At 54.0% G+C, this 17628-nt stretch carries 12 protein-coding genes; 5 read left to right on the top strand and 7 right to left on the bottom strand.

Annotation, left to right across the window (positions count from 1 at the left end; genetic code table 11):
• Positions 1-4 precede the first annotated feature (4 nt).
• The gene (locus AC6I8L_RS03610) at positions 5-1342 is read left to right on the top strand and encodes an MFS transporter (RefSeq protein WP_058960879.1); all 1338 of its coding nucleotides are present in this window, start codon (positions 5-7) and stop codon (positions 1340-1342) included.
• Positions 1339-2382 (top strand): cyclase family protein, encoded by a 1044-nt coding sequence (locus AC6I8L_RS03605; RefSeq protein ID WP_058960880.1) that lies wholly within the window; start codon positions 1339-1341, stop codon positions 2380-2382. The genes AC6I8L_RS03610 and AC6I8L_RS03605 overlap by 4 nt, the downstream gene beginning before the upstream one ends.
• 243 nt (positions 2383-2625) lie before the next feature.
• Here the strand turns inward: AC6I8L_RS03605 and yacL are convergent, their stop codons facing one another.
• The 3 genes from yacL to AC6I8L_RS03590 form a co-directional block, all read right to left on the bottom strand.
• On the bottom strand, positions 2626-2988 hold the full coding sequence (gene yacL / locus AC6I8L_RS03600) for a protein YacL (RefSeq protein ID WP_058960881.1): 363 nt from the start codon (positions 2986-2988) through the stop codon (positions 2626-2628).
• Positions 2989-3162: 174 nt separating this feature from the next.
• Positions 3163-5760, bottom strand: a complete 2598-nt coding sequence (gene acnB, locus AC6I8L_RS03595; protein WP_072017054.1) for a bifunctional aconitate hydratase 2/2-methylisocitrate dehydratase — start codon at positions 5758-5760, stop codon at positions 3163-3165.
• A 237-nt stretch (positions 5761-5997) separates the two neighbouring features.
• Entirely contained in the window at positions 5998-6993 is a 996-nt protein-coding gene (locus AC6I8L_RS03590; RefSeq protein ID WP_058960882.1) for an aldo/keto reductase, read from the bottom strand.
• Positions 6994-7091: 98 nt separating this feature from the next.
• On the opposite strand from AC6I8L_RS03590, the gene AC6I8L_RS03585 reads away from it, so the two are divergent.
• Together AC6I8L_RS03585 and AC6I8L_RS03580 are read left to right on the top strand one after the other, a co-directional pair.
• Complete coding sequence (locus AC6I8L_RS03585) at positions 7092-7991, top strand: LysR family transcriptional regulator (protein ID WP_058960883.1); 900 nt, start codon at positions 7092-7094, stop codon at positions 7989-7991.
• Between the two features lie 280 nt (positions 7992-8271).
• Positions 8272-8418: a Hok/Gef family protein gene (locus tag AC6I8L_RS03580; protein WP_097118356.1), complete on the top strand. Its 147-nt coding sequence runs from the start codon at positions 8272-8274 to the stop codon at positions 8416-8418.
• 144 nt (positions 8419-8562) lie between these two features.
• Here the strand turns inward: AC6I8L_RS03580 and lpdA are convergent, their stop codons facing one another.
• The 4 genes from lpdA to pdhR all read right to left on the bottom strand — a co-directional run bounded on the left by lpdA (position 8563) and on the right by pdhR (position 15626).
• On the bottom strand, positions 8563-9987 hold the full coding sequence (gene lpdA, locus AC6I8L_RS03575) for a dihydrolipoyl dehydrogenase (protein WP_034829692.1): 1425 nt from the start codon (positions 9985-9987) through the stop codon (positions 8563-8565).
• Positions 9988-10162: 175 nt separating this feature from the next.
• A complete protein-coding gene (gene aceF, locus AC6I8L_RS03570) occupies positions 10163-12052 on the bottom strand; it encodes a pyruvate dehydrogenase complex dihydrolipoyllysine-residue acetyltransferase (RefSeq protein ID WP_058960884.1) in 1890 nt (629 codons plus the stop codon).
• Between the two features lie 14 nt (positions 12053-12066).
• Positions 12067-14733 (bottom strand): pyruvate dehydrogenase (acetyl-transferring), homodimeric type, encoded by a 2667-nt coding sequence (aceE, locus tag AC6I8L_RS03565; protein ID WP_034829620.1) that lies wholly within the window; start codon positions 14731-14733, stop codon positions 12067-12069.
• Between the two features lie 128 nt (positions 14734-14861).
• Positions 14862-15626, bottom strand: coding sequence for a pyruvate dehydrogenase complex transcriptional repressor PdhR (pdhR, locus tag AC6I8L_RS03560; RefSeq protein ID WP_058960885.1), 765 nt, complete (start codon positions 15624-15626; stop codon positions 14862-14864).
• A 513-nt stretch (positions 15627-16139) separates the two neighbouring features.
• Between pdhR and aroP the strand changes: the two genes are divergently transcribed.
• Positions 16140-17495 carry an aromatic amino acid transporter AroP gene (aroP, locus tag AC6I8L_RS03555; protein ID WP_034829625.1) on the top strand — a complete coding sequence of 452 codons (1356 nt, stop codon included), beginning with the start codon at positions 16140-16142 and terminating at the stop codon, positions 17493-17495.
• The last annotated feature ends 133 nt before the right edge of the window (positions 17496-17628 follow it).

The raw sequence follows: 17628 nt of genomic DNA, 5'->3' as shown, positions 1-17628 counted from the left end.
CGACATGTCGCTGAATTCCAATGGATCACCTGCTGCAATTCAGGCAAGTAAAGCGAAAGGGAAATTTCGTTTCGTCATTCTCACGGTGCTGTCAGTCGGCATCGCCATCAACTATATCGATCGCGCCGCCATGAGTGTCGCCATGCCGTTTATGAGCCAGGAGCTGCACTTCTCGCCCACGGACAGCGGCTTATTACTCTCGGCATTTTTCTGGAGCTATGTGCTGTTCCAGCTACCCGGCGGCTGGCTGGTGGATAAACTCGGCCCGCGCATCACTTTTGCTGTCAGCAGCCTGGGCTGGGGTTTAGCCACCGCCGCCTGTGGCCTGGCCAGCTCCATCGCTGCTCTGGTGGGCTTCCGCTTTGTTTTAGGTGCCGTGGAAGCGCCCAGCTATCCCGCCAGTTCGTCGACGGTCACGCGCTGGTTCCCGCGTCAGGAGCGCAGCTTTGCCGCTGCCACCTTCAACAACGGCAGTAAGATCGGTGGCACGCTGGCGATCCCGATCATCTCTTTCCTGATCGCGCTGGTCGGCTGGCGTATGACATTTGTCATCTCCGGCGTGGTGGCGGTGGTGTGGGCGCTGGCATGGTACTTGTGGTATCGCGATCCGCGCGATCACAAAAGCGTCTCGCTTGAGGAAGTGGAATTCATCGAGGCCAACCAGGATCCGCAAACCGGCGAGCCGATGAGTGTGCGACAGTTGCTGGGCCAACGTGCCGTACAGGCAATGATGGCCGGCTTCTTCTGCATTAACTTTGTTTCCTACTTTTTCTTTACCTGGTTCCCAACCTATCTGGTGGAAACCTTCCATCTCTCACTGATGAAATTCGGCCTGCTCGGCATGCTGCCAGGGCTGGCAGCGATTGTTGGCGGCTGGTGCGGCGGGTTGCTGTCCGATTCACTGGTGCGTCGCGGCTACTCGCTGAGCGTGGCGCGCAAAATTCCGCTGGTGGGCGGCATGTTGGGTAGTGCCACCATCGGTCTGGCGGCATTTTCCCCAACTGTTGGCCTGGCGCTGGCGGCACTCTGCTTTGCCAACTTCGCCGCCACGTTTGCCTCTGCCGCGCTGTGGGCACTGCCGTCTGATGTCGCACCCAACCGCGCGAACGTCGCCACCATCGGCGGTATCCAGAACATGGCGGCCAATCTGGCCGGGATTATTTCACCTATCCTGATCGGGGTGATCATGCAATACACCCACTCCTTTGTGATCCCACTGGAGATCGCCGGGGTGATCGGTGTCGTCGGAGCGCTGATTTACGCCTTCTGGCTGCCGCGTGTGCAGCCGATGGGCACCGAATCTGCCGCAGCACTGGAAGGCAACTTAAGGAGGGAAGTATGAATACTCGCTGGAAGCAACGCCCGGCGCACGCGACCTGGGGGGATTTTGGTCCCGACGATCAACTCGGTCGATTGAATCTCCTGACCGCGCAAAAGGTGCTGGAAGGCGTAGCCGAAGTGAAAACCGGGCAAACGTTCTGCCTGAGTTTACCGCTCGACTTACCGGGCGGCACGGCGATGAACCCGCGCCGTCCGCCGCCGCAGCTCAATGCCACACGACGCGGCGAGCATGCCAATATGACCTATCCGTTATCGCGCGATAATCCACTGCTCACCGACGTGATTTGCGATGATACCGTGACGCTGGCGCTGCAATACTCAACGCAATGGGACAGTTTGGCGCATATGGGCCAGTGGTTTGATGTCAACGGCAACGGCGAGCCCGAGATGGTGTTCTACAACGGCTACAAAGCCAATGTCGATATCGTTGGGGAAACGGATTATCGCGGCGGCTGTGGCTGCGACCACGGCAGCCATTTGGGCGCGAAGAAACTCGGCATCGAAAATGTGGCGCAGCACGGCATGCAAGGCCGCGCGGTGATGATTGATATTAAACGTCACTTTGGCACCGAGCGGTTTGCCTTTGGTTATCAGCATCTGCAGCAGATTTTACAGGCGGATGGTATCGAGGTGCGCCAGGGCGATATGGTGTGTTTCCGCACCGGCATGGATGAAGCGATTCTGGCGATGCAGGGCGAGCCGGATATGACGTTTTTAAACAGCCACTTTGCGGGTCTGGATGGCAGTGATGAGCAGCTGCGCAACTGGATCGTCGAGAGCGGCGTGGTGGCGCTGATCGCCGATAACCCAGCGGTAGAGATTTTACCAGCACGCCCAATGAACGATGATTTTTATCCGTCGCATCCGCTGCACGATCTCTGTCTGTTCCGGCTGGGAGTGTATCTCGGCGAACTGATGTTACTCAGTCCGCTGGCGGATTGGCTGGCGCAGCAACAGCGCCATGCGTTTCTGCTCACCGCCCCACCACTGCGGCTACCTGGCGCAGTGGGTTCACCGGCGACACCGATTGCCACGGTTTGATGTGCCAACGGTAGCTATGGGCCGTACGAGTTTGAGGCGGCAATGTGGTCGTAGGGAGCGCAATAAATTGTGCCGCTACGGCCCGTGCGTGTTTGAGGCAGCACTATGGCCGTGGGGAGCGCAATACATTGCGCCGCTACGGCCCGTGCGCGGCTGAAGCAGCACTGAGGGTGCAGAAGGCCGAAAAAATTACGCTGTCTGGCGTGCAAGACGATCACGACAACGCATGCGCATTCGTGCGGGTTATTTCCCCGCCAGAAATTGACGATACGCCGCGATCACTGCGAGGAAATCTTCCACGCCGCAAAATGACAGACTCTCTTCGTCGTAATACGTCATGCCCTCTTCCATGCCATCGTCTTCCAGTGCCAGCTGGTTGGCTCGGATCATCACCTCTTCTTCATCCAGCCAGATGGTGTACTCATGTCCGACGCGCTGCCACTGATTGATAGTGCCTTTCACTGCCCGCGCGGCCGCTTCCACTTCATCCAGCAGGGCCAGATTATCGCTGGCCTCTTCATTGAACCAGTGCCCCACCGCTTCGTGGTCCATCGACATACGTACTTTGACCTGCCCGGTCAAATCACGCAGAAATTCATACTCCATGGGTTTGCCTCGTGTAGCTAATGGCGCGACATGCAGCACCGATTAGGTGCATTTTGTGCGTAGCGCGCTGAATAAAGTGGGATCGCGCTCGCATTATGCCTGGACATGCTCGAGGAAAAAAGCGCATAAAAAAAGGGACGATTCGCATCGTCCCCTCTTCATCCTTCGCGCCGATTAAACAGCGGTCTGGAAGATCACACCGTCAGCTTTTTCAGTGTACTGACCCAGCTGGTCAAAGTTGAGATAGCGGTAAGTATCTGCCGCCGTCTTATCAACCTGAACCATAAACTGCTGATACTCATCTGGCGTTGGCAGTTTACCCAGCAGGGATGCCACCGCAGCCAACTCAGCCGAAGCCAGGAACACGTTCGCGCCGGTACCGAGGCGGTTCGGGAAGTTACGGGTTGAGGTGGAAACCACCGTCGCACCGTCTTTCACACGCGCCTGGTTACCCATGCAGAGTGAGCAACCTGGGATTTCGATACGCGCACCGCTCTTACCGAAGACGCTGTAATAGCCCTCTTCCGTCAGCTGTGCGGCATCCATCTTAGTAGGCGGCGCCACCCACAGACGGGTTGGCAGTTGGCCTTTGTGCGCATCCAGCAGTTTACCTGCAGCACGGAAGTGACCGATGTTGGTCATACAAGAACCGATGAACACTTCATCGATCTTCTCGCCCTGCACATCAGACAACCAGCGCGCATCGTCCGGATCGTTTGGTGCACACAGGATTGGCTCTTTGATTTCGGCCAGATCGATATCGATCACTGCCGCATATTCTGCATCCGCATCGCCTTCCAGCAGTTGCGGATCCGCCAGCCATTTCTGCATGCCTTCTACACGGCGCTCCAGCGTACGACGATCGCCGTAACCTTCGGAGATCATCCACTTCAGCAGCACGATGTTTGAGTTCAGATACTCAATGATCGGCTCTTTATCCAGCTTGATGGTACAGCCCGCTGCAGAACGCTCAGCTGACGCATCGGTCAGTTCAAATGCCTGCTCCACTTTCAGTTTCGGCAGACCTTCGATTTCCAGCACGCGGCCAGAGAAGATGTTTTTCTTCCCTTTCTTCTCAACAGTCAGCAGACCCGCTTTGATGGCGTACAGTGGGATGGCGTGAACCAGATCGCGCAGGGTGATGCCCGGCTGCATTTCGCCTTTGAAGCGCACCAGCACTGACTCAGGCATATCCAGTGGCATGACGCCGGTCGCAGCAGCAAACGCCACCAGACCAGAACCTGCCGGGAAGGAGATCCCGATTGGGAAACGGGTGTGTGAATCGCCGCCGGTACCCACGGTATCTGGCAGCAGCATACGGTTCAGCCAGCTGTGGATAACGCCGTCACCCGGACGCAGTGAGACACCGCCACGGTTCATAATGAAGTCAGGCAGGGTGTGATGCGTGGTCACGTCAACCGGCTTAGGATAGGCTGCGGTATGACAGAATGACTGCATGACTAAATCGGATGAGAAGCCCAGGCACGCCAGGTCTTTCAGTTCATCACGGGTCATTGGACCGGTGGTGTCCTGAGAACCTACAGAGGTCATTTTAGGTTCACAGTAGGCACCCGGACGGATACCTTCAACGCCACAGGCACGGCCAACCATTTTCTGCGCCAGTGAATAACCACGGGTGCTTTCTGCAACGTCTTTGGCTTTCACAAACACATCGCTGTGCGGCAGACCCAGAGACTCACGTGCTTTGGTGGTCAGGCCACGACCAATGATCAGTGGAATACGGCCACCGGCACGCACTTCATCCAGCAGCACTTCGGTTTTCAGCTCGAAGGTCGCCAGCAGTTCGTCGGTTTCATGATTGCGCACTTCACCCTTGTACGGGTAAACGTCAATCACATCGCCCATGTTCAGACGGTCAACGTCCACTTCGATCGGCAGTGCGCCCGCATCTTCCATAGTGTTGAAGAAGATCGGTGCGATTTTACCGCCGAGGCACAGACCGCCGCCTTTTTTGTTTGGCACGTACGGAATGTCATCGCCCATGAACCACAACACCGAGTTGGTGGCAGATTTACGGGAAGAACCGGTACCCACCACGTCACCGACGTAGGTCAGCGGGAAGCCTTTTTTCTGCAATTCTTCGATCTGTTTGATCGGCCCAATGTTGCCGGCATCGTCGGGTTCGATACCATCACGTGGGTTTTTCAACATCGCCAGTGCGTGCAGTGGAATATCCGGGCGAGACCATGCATCCGGTGCCGGAGAGAGGTCATCGGTGTTGGTTTCGCCGGTCACTTTAAACACGGTGGTGGTGATTTTTTCAGCCAGCTTAGGACGCTTCAGGAACCACTCAGCATCGGCCCAGGACTGGATAATTTTTTTCGCGTGGGGGTTACCCGCTTTCGCTTTCTCTTCGACATCGTAGAAGTTATCGAACATCAGCAGCGTATGGGAAAGGGCTTCAGCGGCAATCGGAGCCAGTGCTTCATCGTCAAGCGCTTCGATCAGGGCATGGATGTTGTAACCACCCTGCATGGTGCCCAGCAGTTCAACTGCCTTTTCGCGAGTAACCAGAGGAGAGAGGGCTTCGCCCTTCGTGACAGCTGCCAGAAAACCAGCTTTTACATAAGCCGCTTCATCAACACCTGGGGGTACACGGTTGACCAATAGATCGGTCAGGAATTCTTCTTCACCCGCTGGCGGGTTTTTCAGCAGTTCAACCAGCGCGGCCATTTGGGAAGCATCTAACGGCTTAGGTACGATTCCCTGGGCAGCACGCTCGGCAACGTGCTTACGGTATTCTTCTAGCACGACGTTCTCCTCGCTCTCATTGTATAGCTTTCCGGTACACCCCTTGAGCTGTCAAACAGTAGGGTGAGGTGCCCGGTTCCGCGTCGGCCAGCATAGCAGCATTTCGGCTGATTGTTAATCTGTTTACAAAAAAGCAACATCCGCGCGTTATTTAGCAGATTTATCTGGATTTTGAGCGGGGTCACACAAAAAAGCAGGCCACCTGAGCCTGCCATTTTGTGATTGAAGGGCTAAAAATTAGCGATCGACCAGGGTGAATTCGCTTTCGTTGTAGCGCTCACCCTGAATATTTTGTGGATTGAATAGCGTATCCAGGGCCTTAATATCGGCTGAATGAAGTGTGAGAGCGGCCGCAGCACAGTTCTGTTCCAGATTGGCGATTTTACTGGCACCAGGGATCGGCACGATATCCTCACCTTTCGCCAGCACCCACGCCAGCGCCAGTTGTGCTGCTGTCGCATCATAACCTGCAGCCATCTCTGAAAGCTGATTCACTAACTTCTGGTTATGCGCCTGTGCGCCCTGTTGGAAACGCGGCAGGTAGCGACGAAAATCATCTTCCGCCAGCGTGGTCGCCGCCGGGAATTTACCGGTGAGGAAACCGCGGCCTAACGGACTGTAAGGGACAAATCCGATATTCAGCTCACGGCAGGTGGCGAGAATTTCTTGGTCCGGATCGCGCGTCCACAGAGAGTATTCGCTCTGCAGGGCCGAAATCGGATGCACCGCCTGCGCACGGCGTAACGTGGCGGATGAGACTTCGGATAAACCGAGATACTTCACCTTCCCTTCACGCACCAGATCCGCCATCACGCCTACCACATCCTCAATCGGCACGGCTGGATCAAGACGATGCTGATACAGCAATTCAATGGTTTCCAACCCCAGGCGCTGGAGTGAACCTTCCACGGCGCGGCGGATATGCGCCGGTTCGCTATTGGCACCGGTAATGCGCTCCCAGCCCTCCCCATGATCGGTGATGCGGAAACCAAACTTGGTCGCCACTTTGATATCGCTACGGCCTTTAATTGCTTTCGCCAGCAGCGTTTCATTGGTGAAAGGACCATACACTTCAGCGGTATCGAGGAAATTGACGCCGAGTTCAAACGCACGCGCCAGCGTATTCAACGCCTGCTTCTCATCATTCTGACCATAGGCAAAGCTCATGCCCATGCAGCCTAATCCTAACGCTGAAACCTGTAATCCCTGACTGCCCAGTTGACGTTGTTGCATTGATGTATCCTCTTCGCTTACGGTGTTAATGTTATAAACCTCAGCAATCGCAGCAACAATTGCGCGATTTTCGTTGATTTAGTGAATGGAATTCAGCAATGAACAACTACCGTGCATCAATGCAGGAACTGGAGATGTTTGCCGCTATCGCGCAGCATTTGAGTTTTCGCAAAGCCGCAGAGGAGCGAAATGTCACGCCCTCGAGCCTGAGCCACGCCATGCGCAACTTTGAGGAGAGGCTGGGAGTGCGTCTGCTGCACCGCACCACGCGGAGAGTGGCGCTGACCGAAGCCGGCGAGCGATTCTTGCTGCGTATCCAGCCTGCGCTGGCCGATCTTTCACAGGCGGTGGATGAACTGAATGACTGGCGTCGCGATCCTCGTGGCGTGTTGCGCATCAGCATGCCGCGTTCGGCGGAGGCGCTGTTTTTCCAATCCGTCATTTTACCGTTCGTGCAACGCTACCCTGAGATTACGCTGGAGATCGACAGCAATGACGCGCTGGTGGATATCGTTGAGAGCGGTTTTGATGCGGGCGTGCGCTATGGCGATGTACTGGCGCAGGATATGATTGCGGTGCCTTTTGGTCGGCCGATGCGTGCACTGGCGGTGGCCAGTCCGGCTTTTCTTGCTCAACATGGCGTTCCGCAGCTCCCGGCAGAGCTGTTGCAGTTTCCCTGTATTGAAAGACGCTTTCCCAGCGGACGTCGCTATCGTTGGGAATTTTGGCAGGATGGGCGCAAGCAGGAAGTGGCGGTAAAAGGCTCACTGGTGCTGGACAATAATGAGCGCATTCTGCAAGCGGCATGTGCCGGATTAGGTATCGCCTTTTTACATCAGGACGCGGTCAACGCTGCTTTGGCGGAGAGAGAATTAGTTGAAATACTTACTGAGTATACGCAGATTGAAGAAGGATTCTGGCTTTATTACCCCAGCAGGAAATACCTTTCCGCACCGCTAAGGCATTTTATTGATTGGATTAAAGATATCAATAATTAATTACATGAACACTTAACATCTTTAATTAAATACTAACGATAAAACTGAGAAGCTTAATTAAAATTAAAGATAAATTAGACGTGAAATAAGAAATAAACCGCGTAGACTGCCTGCGGGCGCTTGAGGCAATCTGCCTCAAGCATTATCAATTGAGGTGGGTTGTGGTATGAGAAACTCATGCGGTCAATTTTCATCAACCGCACGAGCGAGCAACTACCCACAACACATAAGCAATGTTAGGGTAGTTGCTTGCTCGTGCTAATGCAAGGAGTAAGTGATTATGAAGTTATCATTCAGCAAGCTGATTATCGGCGGGCTCATGCTATTAGTATTGTGCCTGGTGAATCGCAATACACTCTGTGAATTACGATTCAAGGTATTCACTGCTGAATTATCTGCGGTAATGGCTTACGAAGTCAGGCCGTAACACTTCAATAGCAGGGGTTCGCCCCTGCTATTTCCGGCAGGGCTTATGCATTAGCTCCAGCGCCTTATTTATCGATTCAATTTAATAGAACCCGTAATAAAAAACGGCTCCATTAAGGAGCCGTTTCTTTATTTAGCAAAAAAATTATTTCTTTTTCGCTTTCGCGTTTGGCAGGTCAGTGATGCTACCTTCAAACACTTCTGCCGCCAGACCAACTGACTCATGCAAGGTTGGGTGCGCGTGAATGGTCAATGCGATGTCTTCTGCATCACAGCCCATTTCAATCGCCAGACCGATTTCACCCAGCAGCTCGCCGCCGTTGGTGCCGACAATCGCGCCACCGATCACACGGTGAGTTTCTTTGTCGAAGATCAGTTTGGTCATACCGTCTGCACAATCAGAAGCGATTGCACGGCCAGAAGCAGCCCACGGGAAGGTGGAGACTTCGTAGCTGATGCCTTTCTCTTTAGCTTCTTTCTCGGTCAGACCTACCCAGGCAACTTCTGGCTCGGTATAGGCGATAGAAGGAATCACTTTCGGGTCGAAGTAGTGTTTCAGACCAGAAATCACTTCTGCCGCGACGTGACCTTCGTGCACACCTTTGTGCGCCAGCATTGGCTGACCGACGATGTCGCCGATAGCAAAGATGTGTGGCACGTTGGTACGCAGCTGTTTGTCGACGCGGATGAACCCACGATCGTCCACTTCCACGCCCGCTTTACCCGCATCCAGGCCTTTACCGTTTGGCACACGGCCAATCGCCACCAGCACTGCGTCATAACGCTGCGCTTCAGCCGGGGCTTTTTTGCCTTCCATTGACACGTAGATACCATCGTCTTTCGCTTCAACAGCGGTCACTTTGGTTTCCAGCATCAGGTTGAATTTTTTGCTGATACGTTTGGTGAAGACCTTCACCACGTCTTTATCGGCAGCAGGGATAACCTGGTCGAACATCTCAACCACGTCGATCTCTGAACCCAGCGCGTTATACACGGTGGCCATTTCCAGACCGATGATGCCGCCGCCCATAACCAGCAGACGCTTAGGCACTTCTTTCAGTTCCAGCGCATCTGTTGAATCCCACACGCGTGGATCGTTGTGTGGGATGAATGGCAGCTCAATCGGGCGCGAGCCTGCAGCGATAATCGCGTTGTCGAAGTTGATGGTGGTTGCGCCGCCCTCACCTTCCACCACCAGGGTGTTAGCACCGGTGAATTTACCCAGACCGGTTACCACTTTCACTTTACGGCCTTTCGCCATGCCGGCCAGACCGCCAGTCAGTTGGGTGATAACTTTTTCTTTCCAGGTACGGATCTTGTTGATGTCAGTTTGCGGCTGGCCAAACACGATACCGTGCTCTTCCAGTGCTTTGGCTTCTTCGATCACTTTCGCAACATGAAGCAGCGCTTTTGACGGGATACAGCCTACGTTCAGACAAACACCACCGAGGGTGCTGTAACGCTCAACGATTACGGTTTCCAGACCTAAATCAGCGCAACGGAAGGCTGCAGAGTAACCTGCAGGACCTGCCCCAAGTACCACGACTTGAGTTTTAATCTCTGTACTCATCATGACCTCTTATTAGATTGCCGGCGGCCAGACGTAGAGCCTATCCCAGGCTCTGCATGCCCTAAATCCACCGGGACATTTCACCGCAAGAGTTTACAGAATTGTTAATAAACTGCCAACCGCGGCAACTCCGAATGCTTACAACAAGGCCGGCATTTGCCGGCCTTGATTAACTTCACATCACCAGACGGCGAATGTCGGACAGTGTGTTGTTGATGATGGTGATAAAGCGCGCACCATCAGCACCGTCGATCACGCGGTGGTCGAAGGAGAGAGAGATTGGCATCATCAGACGCGGTTCAAACTCTTTACCGTTCCACACCGGTTCCATCGCAGACTTAGACACACCGAGGATCGCCACTTCTGGCGCATTCACGATAGGTGCGAAGTGCGTGGTGCCCAGGCCACCAAGGCTGGAGATGGTGAAACAACCGCCCTGCATATCGCCAGCGGTCAGCTTGCCATCACGCGCTTTCTTAGAAATTGCCATCAGCTCACGCGACAGTTCAGTGATGCCTTTCTTGTTCACATCTTTGAACACCGGAACCACCAGACCGTTTGGCGTATCAACCGCCACACCGATGTTGATGTATTTCTTCAGCGTCAGGCGTTGTGCATCTTCAGACAGTGAACTGTTGAAACGCGGCATCTGCTCCAGCGCAGCGGCAACGGCTTTCATGATGAACACCACAGGGGTGAACTTCACATCCAGCTTACGTTTTTCCGCTTCGGCGTTCTGCTGTTTACGGAACGCTTCCAGATCGGTGATATCAGTCTTGTCAAAGTGCGTAACGTGCGGGATAACCACCCAGTTACGGCTCAGGTTCGCACCCGAGATCTTCTGGATACGACCCAGTTCCACTTCTTCCACTTCACCGAACTTGCTGAAGTCCACTTTCGGCCAAGGCAGCAGACCCGGCAGGCTTCCGCCACTTGCCGCGGCAGCCGGAGCCGCTTCTGCGCGTTTCACTGCATCTTTCACGTAAGACTGTACGTCTTCTTTCAGGATGCGACCTTTACGGCCGGTGCCTTTGACTTTCGCCAGATTGACACCGAACTCGCGCGCCAGGCGACGAATCACCGGGGTAGCGTGGACGTAAGCGTCGTTTTCAGCAAACTCACCTTTCGCGTCAGCTTTCGCCGCAGGTGCTGCAGCAGGTTTCGCTGCCGCTGGAGCCGGAGCCGCTTCCTGTTTCGCCGCAGGTGCCGCAGCAGCAGGCGCAGCGCCTTCTACTTCGAACACCATGATCAGTGAACCGGTGCTGACTTTATCGCCAGTAGAGACTTTCAGCTCTTTGACGATACCTGCGAATGGCGCAGGCACTTCCATCGAAGCTTTATCGCCTTCAACCACGATCAGTGACTGCTCAGCGGTGACTTTGTCGCCCACTTTCACCAGCACTTCAGTGACTTCAACTTCATCGCCGCCGATGTCAGGCACGTTGACGTCTTTCGCGCCACCCGCAGCAGCAGGGGCTGCAGCCGGAGCCGCTTCCTGCTTCGCCGCTGGGGCCTCAGCCGGTGCAGCACCTTCTGCTTCGAAGATCATGATCAGCGAGCCGGTATTCACTTTATCGCCGGTGGCGATTTTGATCTCTTTCACCACGCCCGCGAACGGTGCTGGCACTTCCATTGAAGCCTTGTCGCCTTCAACGGTAAGCAGAGATTGTTCAGCTTCAACTTTGTCGCCGACTTTCACCAGAATCTCAGTAACTTCAACTTCATCACCGCCGATATCTGGAACGTTGACCTCTTTGCTGACGGCCGCAGCCGCCGGAGCAGGAGCCGCTTCCGCTTTTTTCTCTTCTGCCGCTGGTGCAGCAGCCGCTGCGCCTTCGGCTTCAAAGATCATGATCAGCGAACCGGTATTCACTTTGTCACCGGTAGAGATTTTAATCTCTTTCACTACGCCAGCCTGTGGCGAAGGTACTTCCATTGAGGCTTTATCGCCTTCCACGGTGATCAGCGACTGTTCAACTTCAACTTTGTCGCCCACCTTCACCAGGATTTCGGTGACTTCAACTTCGTCTGACCCGATATCCGGTACGTTAATTTCGATAGCCATTACTCTCTTACCTCTTAAGCCAGACGCGGGTTAACTTTATCGGCATCGATGCTGAATTTGGTGATTGCTTCTGCCACCACTTTCTTATCGATTTCGCCGCGTTTAGCCAGCTCACCCAGCGCAGCAACCACAACATACGATGCATCCACTTCGAAGTGGTGACGCAGGTTTTCACGGCTGTCTGAACGACCGAAGCCATCGGTACCCAGTACGCGATAATCGCTTGAAGGAACGTAGCTGCGAACCTGTTCTGCGAACAGCTTCATGTAGTCGGTTGAGGCAACAGCTGGCGCTTCATTCATCACCTGAGCGATGTACGGGACGCGTGGGGCTTCGGTTGGATGCAGCATGTTCCAGCGCTCACAATCCTGGCCATCACGAGCCAGTTCGGTGAACGAGGTGACGCTGTAAACATCAGAACCGATGCCATAGTCTTTCGCCAGGATCTGTGCCGCTTCACGCACGTGACGCAGGATAGAACCTGAACCCAGCAACTGCACTTTGCCTTTGCTACCGTCTACGGTTTCCAGCTTGTAGATACCCTTACGGATACCCTCTTCCGCACCCTGCGGCATCGCAGGCATGTGGTAGTTTTCGTTCAGCGTGGTGATGTAGTAGTAGATGTTTTCCTGCGCTTCGCCGTACATACGTACCAGACCATCTTGCATGATGACCGCCACTTCGTACGCGTAAGACGGATCGTAAGAGATACAGTTCGGGATAGTCAGCGACTGAATGTGGCTATGACCATCTTCGTGCTGCAGGCCTTCGCCGTTCAGCGTCGTACGACCTGAGGTGCCGCCGACCAGGAAGCCTCGCGCCTGTTGGTCGCCCGCCAGCCACATCAGATCGCCGATACGCTGGAAACCGAACATCGAGTAATAGATGTAGAACGGAATCATCGGCAGGTTGTTGGTGCTGTAAGAGGTCGCCGCCGCCAGCCAGGATGAACCTGCGCCCAGCTCGTTGATCCCTTCCTGCAGAATCTGGCCTTTCTCGTCTTCTTTATAGTAAGCAACCTGCTCACGGTCCTGCGGGGTGTACTGCTGGCCGTTCGGGCTGTAAATACCGATCTGACGGAACAGACCTTCCATACCGAAGGTACGCGCTTCATCCGCAAGGATTGGCACCAGACGATCTTTGATCGACTTGTTCTTCAGCATCACGTTAAGGGCACGTACAAACGCGATGGTGGTCGAGATCTCTTTGTTCTGCTCTTCCAGCAACGGTTTGAACTCTTCCAGCGTTGGCATCTCCAGCTTCTCGCTGAACTCTGCCTGACGGGTTGGCAGGTAGCCACCCAGCTTCTCACGCTGACCGTGCAGGTAGTTATACTCGTCAGAACCTTTCTCGAAGGTCACGTACGGCAGGCTTTCGATCTGATCGTCAGCCACTGGCACGTTGAAGCGATCACGGATGTAGCGAACGCCATCCATGTTCATCTTCTTCACCTGGTGCGCGATGTTTTTACCTTCCGCTGTGTCACCCATACCATAACCTTTGATGGTATGTGCCAGGATCAGGGTCGGCTGACCTTTGGTGTCCTGCGCTTTTTTCAGTGCCGCGTAGATTTTCTTCGGATCGTGGCCACCACGGTTCAGGGCGAAGATCTCTTCGTCTGACCAGTCTTTCACCAGTGCAGCGGTCTCCGGGTATTTACCGAAGAAGTGCTCACGCACGTAGGCGCCATCACGGGATTTGAAGGTCTGGTAGTCACCATCAACGGTTTCGTTCATCAGCTGGATCAGTTTGCCGCTGGTGTCCTGCTTCAGCAGTTCATCCCAACGTGCGCCCCAGATCACTTTAATCACGTTCCAGCCAGCACCGGCAAAGATGCCTTCCAGCTCGTTGATGATTTTGCCATTACCGGTAACCGGGCCATCGAGGCGCTGCAGGTTACAGTTAATGATGAACACCAGGTTGTCCAGCTTCTCACGGGTGGCGATGGTGATCGCACCTTTAGATTCTGGCTCATCCATCTCGCCATCGCCGAGGAAGGCGTAAACGGTCTGGTTAGACGTGTCTTTCAGGCCACGGTGTTCCAGATATTTCAGGAACTTCGCCTGATAGATCGCGTTCAATGGACCGAGGCCCATAGAAACGGTTGGGAACTGCCAGAAATCAGGCATCAGTTTCGGGTGCGGGTAAGAAGACAGACCTTTACCGTGCACTTCCTGACGGAAGTTGTTCATCTGCTCTTCAGTCAGACGGCCTTCAAGGAAAGCACGTGAGTAGATGCCTGGAGAAATATGACCCTGGAAGTAAACCAGATCGCCGCCGTCTTTATCACTGCGCGCACGGAAGAAGTGGTTGAAGCACACTTCATAAATGGTGGCAGAAGACTGGAAAGATGAGAGGTGACCACCCAGCTCCAGATCTTTCTTCGATGCACGCAGGACCGACATAATGGCGTTCCAGCGAATTGCGGAACGGATACGACGTTCAAGAGAGGTGTTGCCCGGATAATCCGGTTCATCTTCAACAGCAATAGAGTTGATGTAGTTACTGATAGCCGATGCACCGCCAGCCACTTTCACGCCACCTTTGCGTGCTGCGTTCAATACCTGATCAAGCAGATACTGCGCGCGCTCAACACCTTCTTCACGGATGACCGATTCGATCGCCTGTAGCCAGTCACGAGTTTCGATCGGATCCACGTCATTCTGTAAACGTTCTGACATGGGGTGTGTTCCTTATCTGTGTCTAATACGTTGAATTATCAGGAGCCTGTCTGCTTGTGCTTTGCTTCTGGTTCACAGCACAAGTAAGACAGGCCCGTCGTTTATGTCCGCACGTTCGTTGCCGTGCGTTATTCCTTACGTTGCTGTAAACGACGCAGGGAGCGTTCACGACGGCTCTGCGCCCGACTTCTATCCAGCAAGATTTCCTCAATAAACGCCAGGTGACGATGGGATGCCTCGCGTGCTTGTTCTGGCTCACGAGCCACAATCGCCTCAAAAATACTGGCGCGGTGACCGCTCACTTTCGCCAGCATTTCCCGGCGAGCGTAAAGCAATTCGAAATTCTGACGGACGTTTTGTTCCAGCATAGGGCCCATGGAACGCAGCAAATGTAAAAGCACCACATTATGGGCGGCTTCTGTGACAGCGATCTGATACTTCATCACTGCATCTGCTTCAGCATCCAGATCGCCGCTGTCCTGCGCCTGTTGGATGTGAACATGGCAGTCGCGAATACGCTGCAAGTCTTCATCCGTGCCACGTAGCGCCGCATAATAGGCAGCAACACCTTCCAGCGCGTGACGGGTTTCCAGCAGGTCAAACTGGGATTCTGGATGTTCGGCAAGCAGGCTGACTAAGGGATCGCTCATGCTTTGCCAGAGATTTGTTTGCACGAAGGTACCACCGCCCTGACGGCGTAGCAGCAGGCCTTTGGCTTCCAGGCTCTGAATCGCTTCGCGCAGGGATGGACGTGAGACATCAAACTGTTTCGCCAGTTCGCGCTCGGGGAGAAGCTTTTCACCTGGCTGGAGCGTCCCTTCCATAATGAGAGACTCCAACTGTTGCTCGATCGCATCGGAGAGCTTGGGTTGGCGAATTTTACTGTAAGCCATCTTCCCTTCTTATTGTGAAAACGTCCGGAGTAAATTGGTAATACCAATTGAAAAATGGTGCCCGTAAAGTAACAAAGTATTCACCTTGTGTCTATATGGCAGGCATCACACTTCCGGGGTATATCGCTGTTACAGCGCGCTAACTTACCGTGATAAAGGCATATATTTGCTCCGTAAGTGAATTGTTAACAGATTTCACTTTTACCAAACCTTACACTGAGTTAGCCCTAAGCCTTACAGGCAACCATAAGGGAAAGCTATTCGTGTTTATTGATTTTTCATGTCAGAAATAGCGCGAGCGACACCCAGTGGATAGTGCTGCTTTTTCAGCCATCTCTCAGCACAAAAAGCAAAAGCAGGTGCAAAGCGGCGCGCTTATCACTATTCTGGTCGCCATGGTAGTTTCAGCATGCACACAGCACGCCAAATACCGTAAAGAAAAGAATACATTGCGTAAAACAGCCTTACAGTGCGCGCACTGCAGGTGCACAATAACAACATCACGAGGTTTGTATGGAACAACAGCATGGCGAATCGCTGCACCGCGGCCTGAAAAATCGCCATATTCAGCTGATTGCGCTGGGCGGTGCCGTGGGTACTGGCCTGTTTCTGGGTAGCGCATCAGTGATTAAATCGGCCGGTCCGGCCGTGATTCTCGGTTATGCGATTGCAGGATTTATTGCCTTTCTGATTATGCGCCAGTTAGGTGAAATGGTCGTGGAAGAGCCGGTTGCCGGCAGCTTCAGCCACTTCGCCTATAAGTACTGGGGCAACTTTGCCGGTTTCGCCTCTGGCTGGAACTACTGGGTGCTGTATGTCCTGGTTGCGATGGCTGAACTGAGTGCCGTCGGTAAATACATCCAATTCTGGTATCCCGAATTCCCGACCTGGGCCAGTGCGGCGATCTTCTTCGTCGTCATCAACGCCATTAACCTGACCAACGTAAAAGTGTTTGGGGAAATGGAATTCTGGTTCGCGATCATCAAAGTGGTCGCGGTTATCGGCATGATCCTGTTCGGCGGCTGGCTGCTGTTCAGCGGCAACGCCGGTCCGCAGGCCAGCGTCACTAACCTGTGGAGCCAGGGTGGATTCCTGCCACACGGTATGACCGGTCTGGTGATGATGATGGCGATCATTATGTTCTCGTTTGGTGGTCTTGAGCTGGTGGGTATCACGGCGGCTGAGGCTGACAATCCGCAAGAGAGCATCCCGAAAGCCACTAACCAGGTACTGTGGCGTATCCTGATTTTCTATATTGGTTCACTGGCAGTGTTACTGTCATTGCTGCCATGGACGCGCGTCACCGAAGAGACCAGCCCGTTTGTGTTGATCTTCCACGAATTGGGTGATGCCTTCGTCGCCAACGCGTTGAATGTGGTGATCCTGACGGCGGCGCTGTCGGTCTACAACAGCTGCGTGTATTGCAACAGCCGTATGCTGTTCGGCTTAGCGCAGCAGGGCAATGCACCTAAAGCGCTGCTCAATGTTGATAAACGCGGCGTGCCAGTGGCAACCATTTTGGTCTCTGCTGTAGCCACAGCGCTGTGCGTCCTGATCAACTACCTGATGCCGGGCGAAGCCTTTGGCCTGCTGATGTCACTGGTGGTCTCTGCGCTGGTGATCAACTGGGCGATGATCAGCCTCGCGCACATGAAATTCCGTAAGAAGAAAGACCAGCAGGGTGTGACCACGCGCTTTAAAGCCGTGCTCTATCCGTTTGGTAACTGGCTCTGCCTCGCGTTCATGGCGGCCGTACTGGTCATCATGGCGATGACGCCGGGTATGGCGATTTCTGTGTGGCTGATTCCTGTCTGGATCATTATCCTGGCAGTGGGTTACACCATCAAAAATAAAGTGCAAAAAGCCTAATGTATGCCCTTGCCCGGCGCGTCAGCGTCGGGCAACATTCCTGATCTGCCTCACACTTTTCTGCGCCCACCTGTTTTGTCCATCTACGTGACCAATTGTTCCCCAGCAGGTTACTGATTTAACGCTGATAATT

Source organism: Type-E symbiont of Plautia stali (genome assembly GCF_059731115.1).
The sequence above is the reverse complement of the archived record's forward strand: the minus strand, read 5'-3'. Positions and strand labels throughout refer to the sequence as shown.

Excerpts from the sequence above, each read along its gene's own strand:
- AC6I8L_RS03610 (WP_058960879.1), top strand. The coding sequence starts at position 5 with ATGTCGCTGAATTCCAATGGATCACCTGCTGCAATTCAGGCAAGTAAA.
- AC6I8L_RS03605 (WP_058960880.1), top strand. The coding sequence starts at position 1,339 with ATGAATACTCGCTGGAAGCAACGCCCGGCGCACGCGACCTGGGGGGAT.
- yacL (WP_058960881.1), bottom strand. The coding sequence starts at position 2,988 with ATGGAGTATGAATTTCTGCGTGATTTGACCGGGCAGGTCAAAGTACGT.
- AC6I8L_RS03590 (WP_058960882.1), bottom strand. The coding sequence starts at position 6,993 with ATGCAACAACGTCAACTGGGCAGTCAGGGATTACAGGTTTCAGCGTTA.
- AC6I8L_RS03585 (WP_058960883.1), top strand. The coding sequence starts at position 7,092 with ATGAACAACTACCGTGCATCAATGCAGGAACTGGAGATGTTTGCCGCT.
- AC6I8L_RS03580 (WP_097118356.1), top strand. The coding sequence starts at position 8,272 with ATGAAGTTATCATTCAGCAAGCTGATTATCGGCGGGCTCATGCTATTA.
- lpdA (WP_034829692.1), bottom strand. The coding sequence starts at position 9,987 with ATGAGTACAGAGATTAAAACTCAAGTCGTGGTACTTGGGGCAGGTCCT.
- aceF (WP_058960884.1), bottom strand. The coding sequence starts at position 12,052 with ATGGCTATCGAAATTAACGTACCGGATATCGGGTCAGACGAAGTTGAA.
- aceE (WP_034829620.1), bottom strand. The coding sequence starts at position 14,733 with ATGTCAGAACGTTTACAGAATGACGTGGATCCGATCGAAACTCGTGAC.
- pdhR (WP_058960885.1), bottom strand. The coding sequence starts at position 15,626 with ATGGCTTACAGTAAAATTCGCCAACCCAAGCTCTCCGATGCGATCGAG.
- aroP (WP_034829625.1), top strand. The coding sequence starts at position 16,140 with ATGGAACAACAGCATGGCGAATCGCTGCACCGCGGCCTGAAAAATCGC.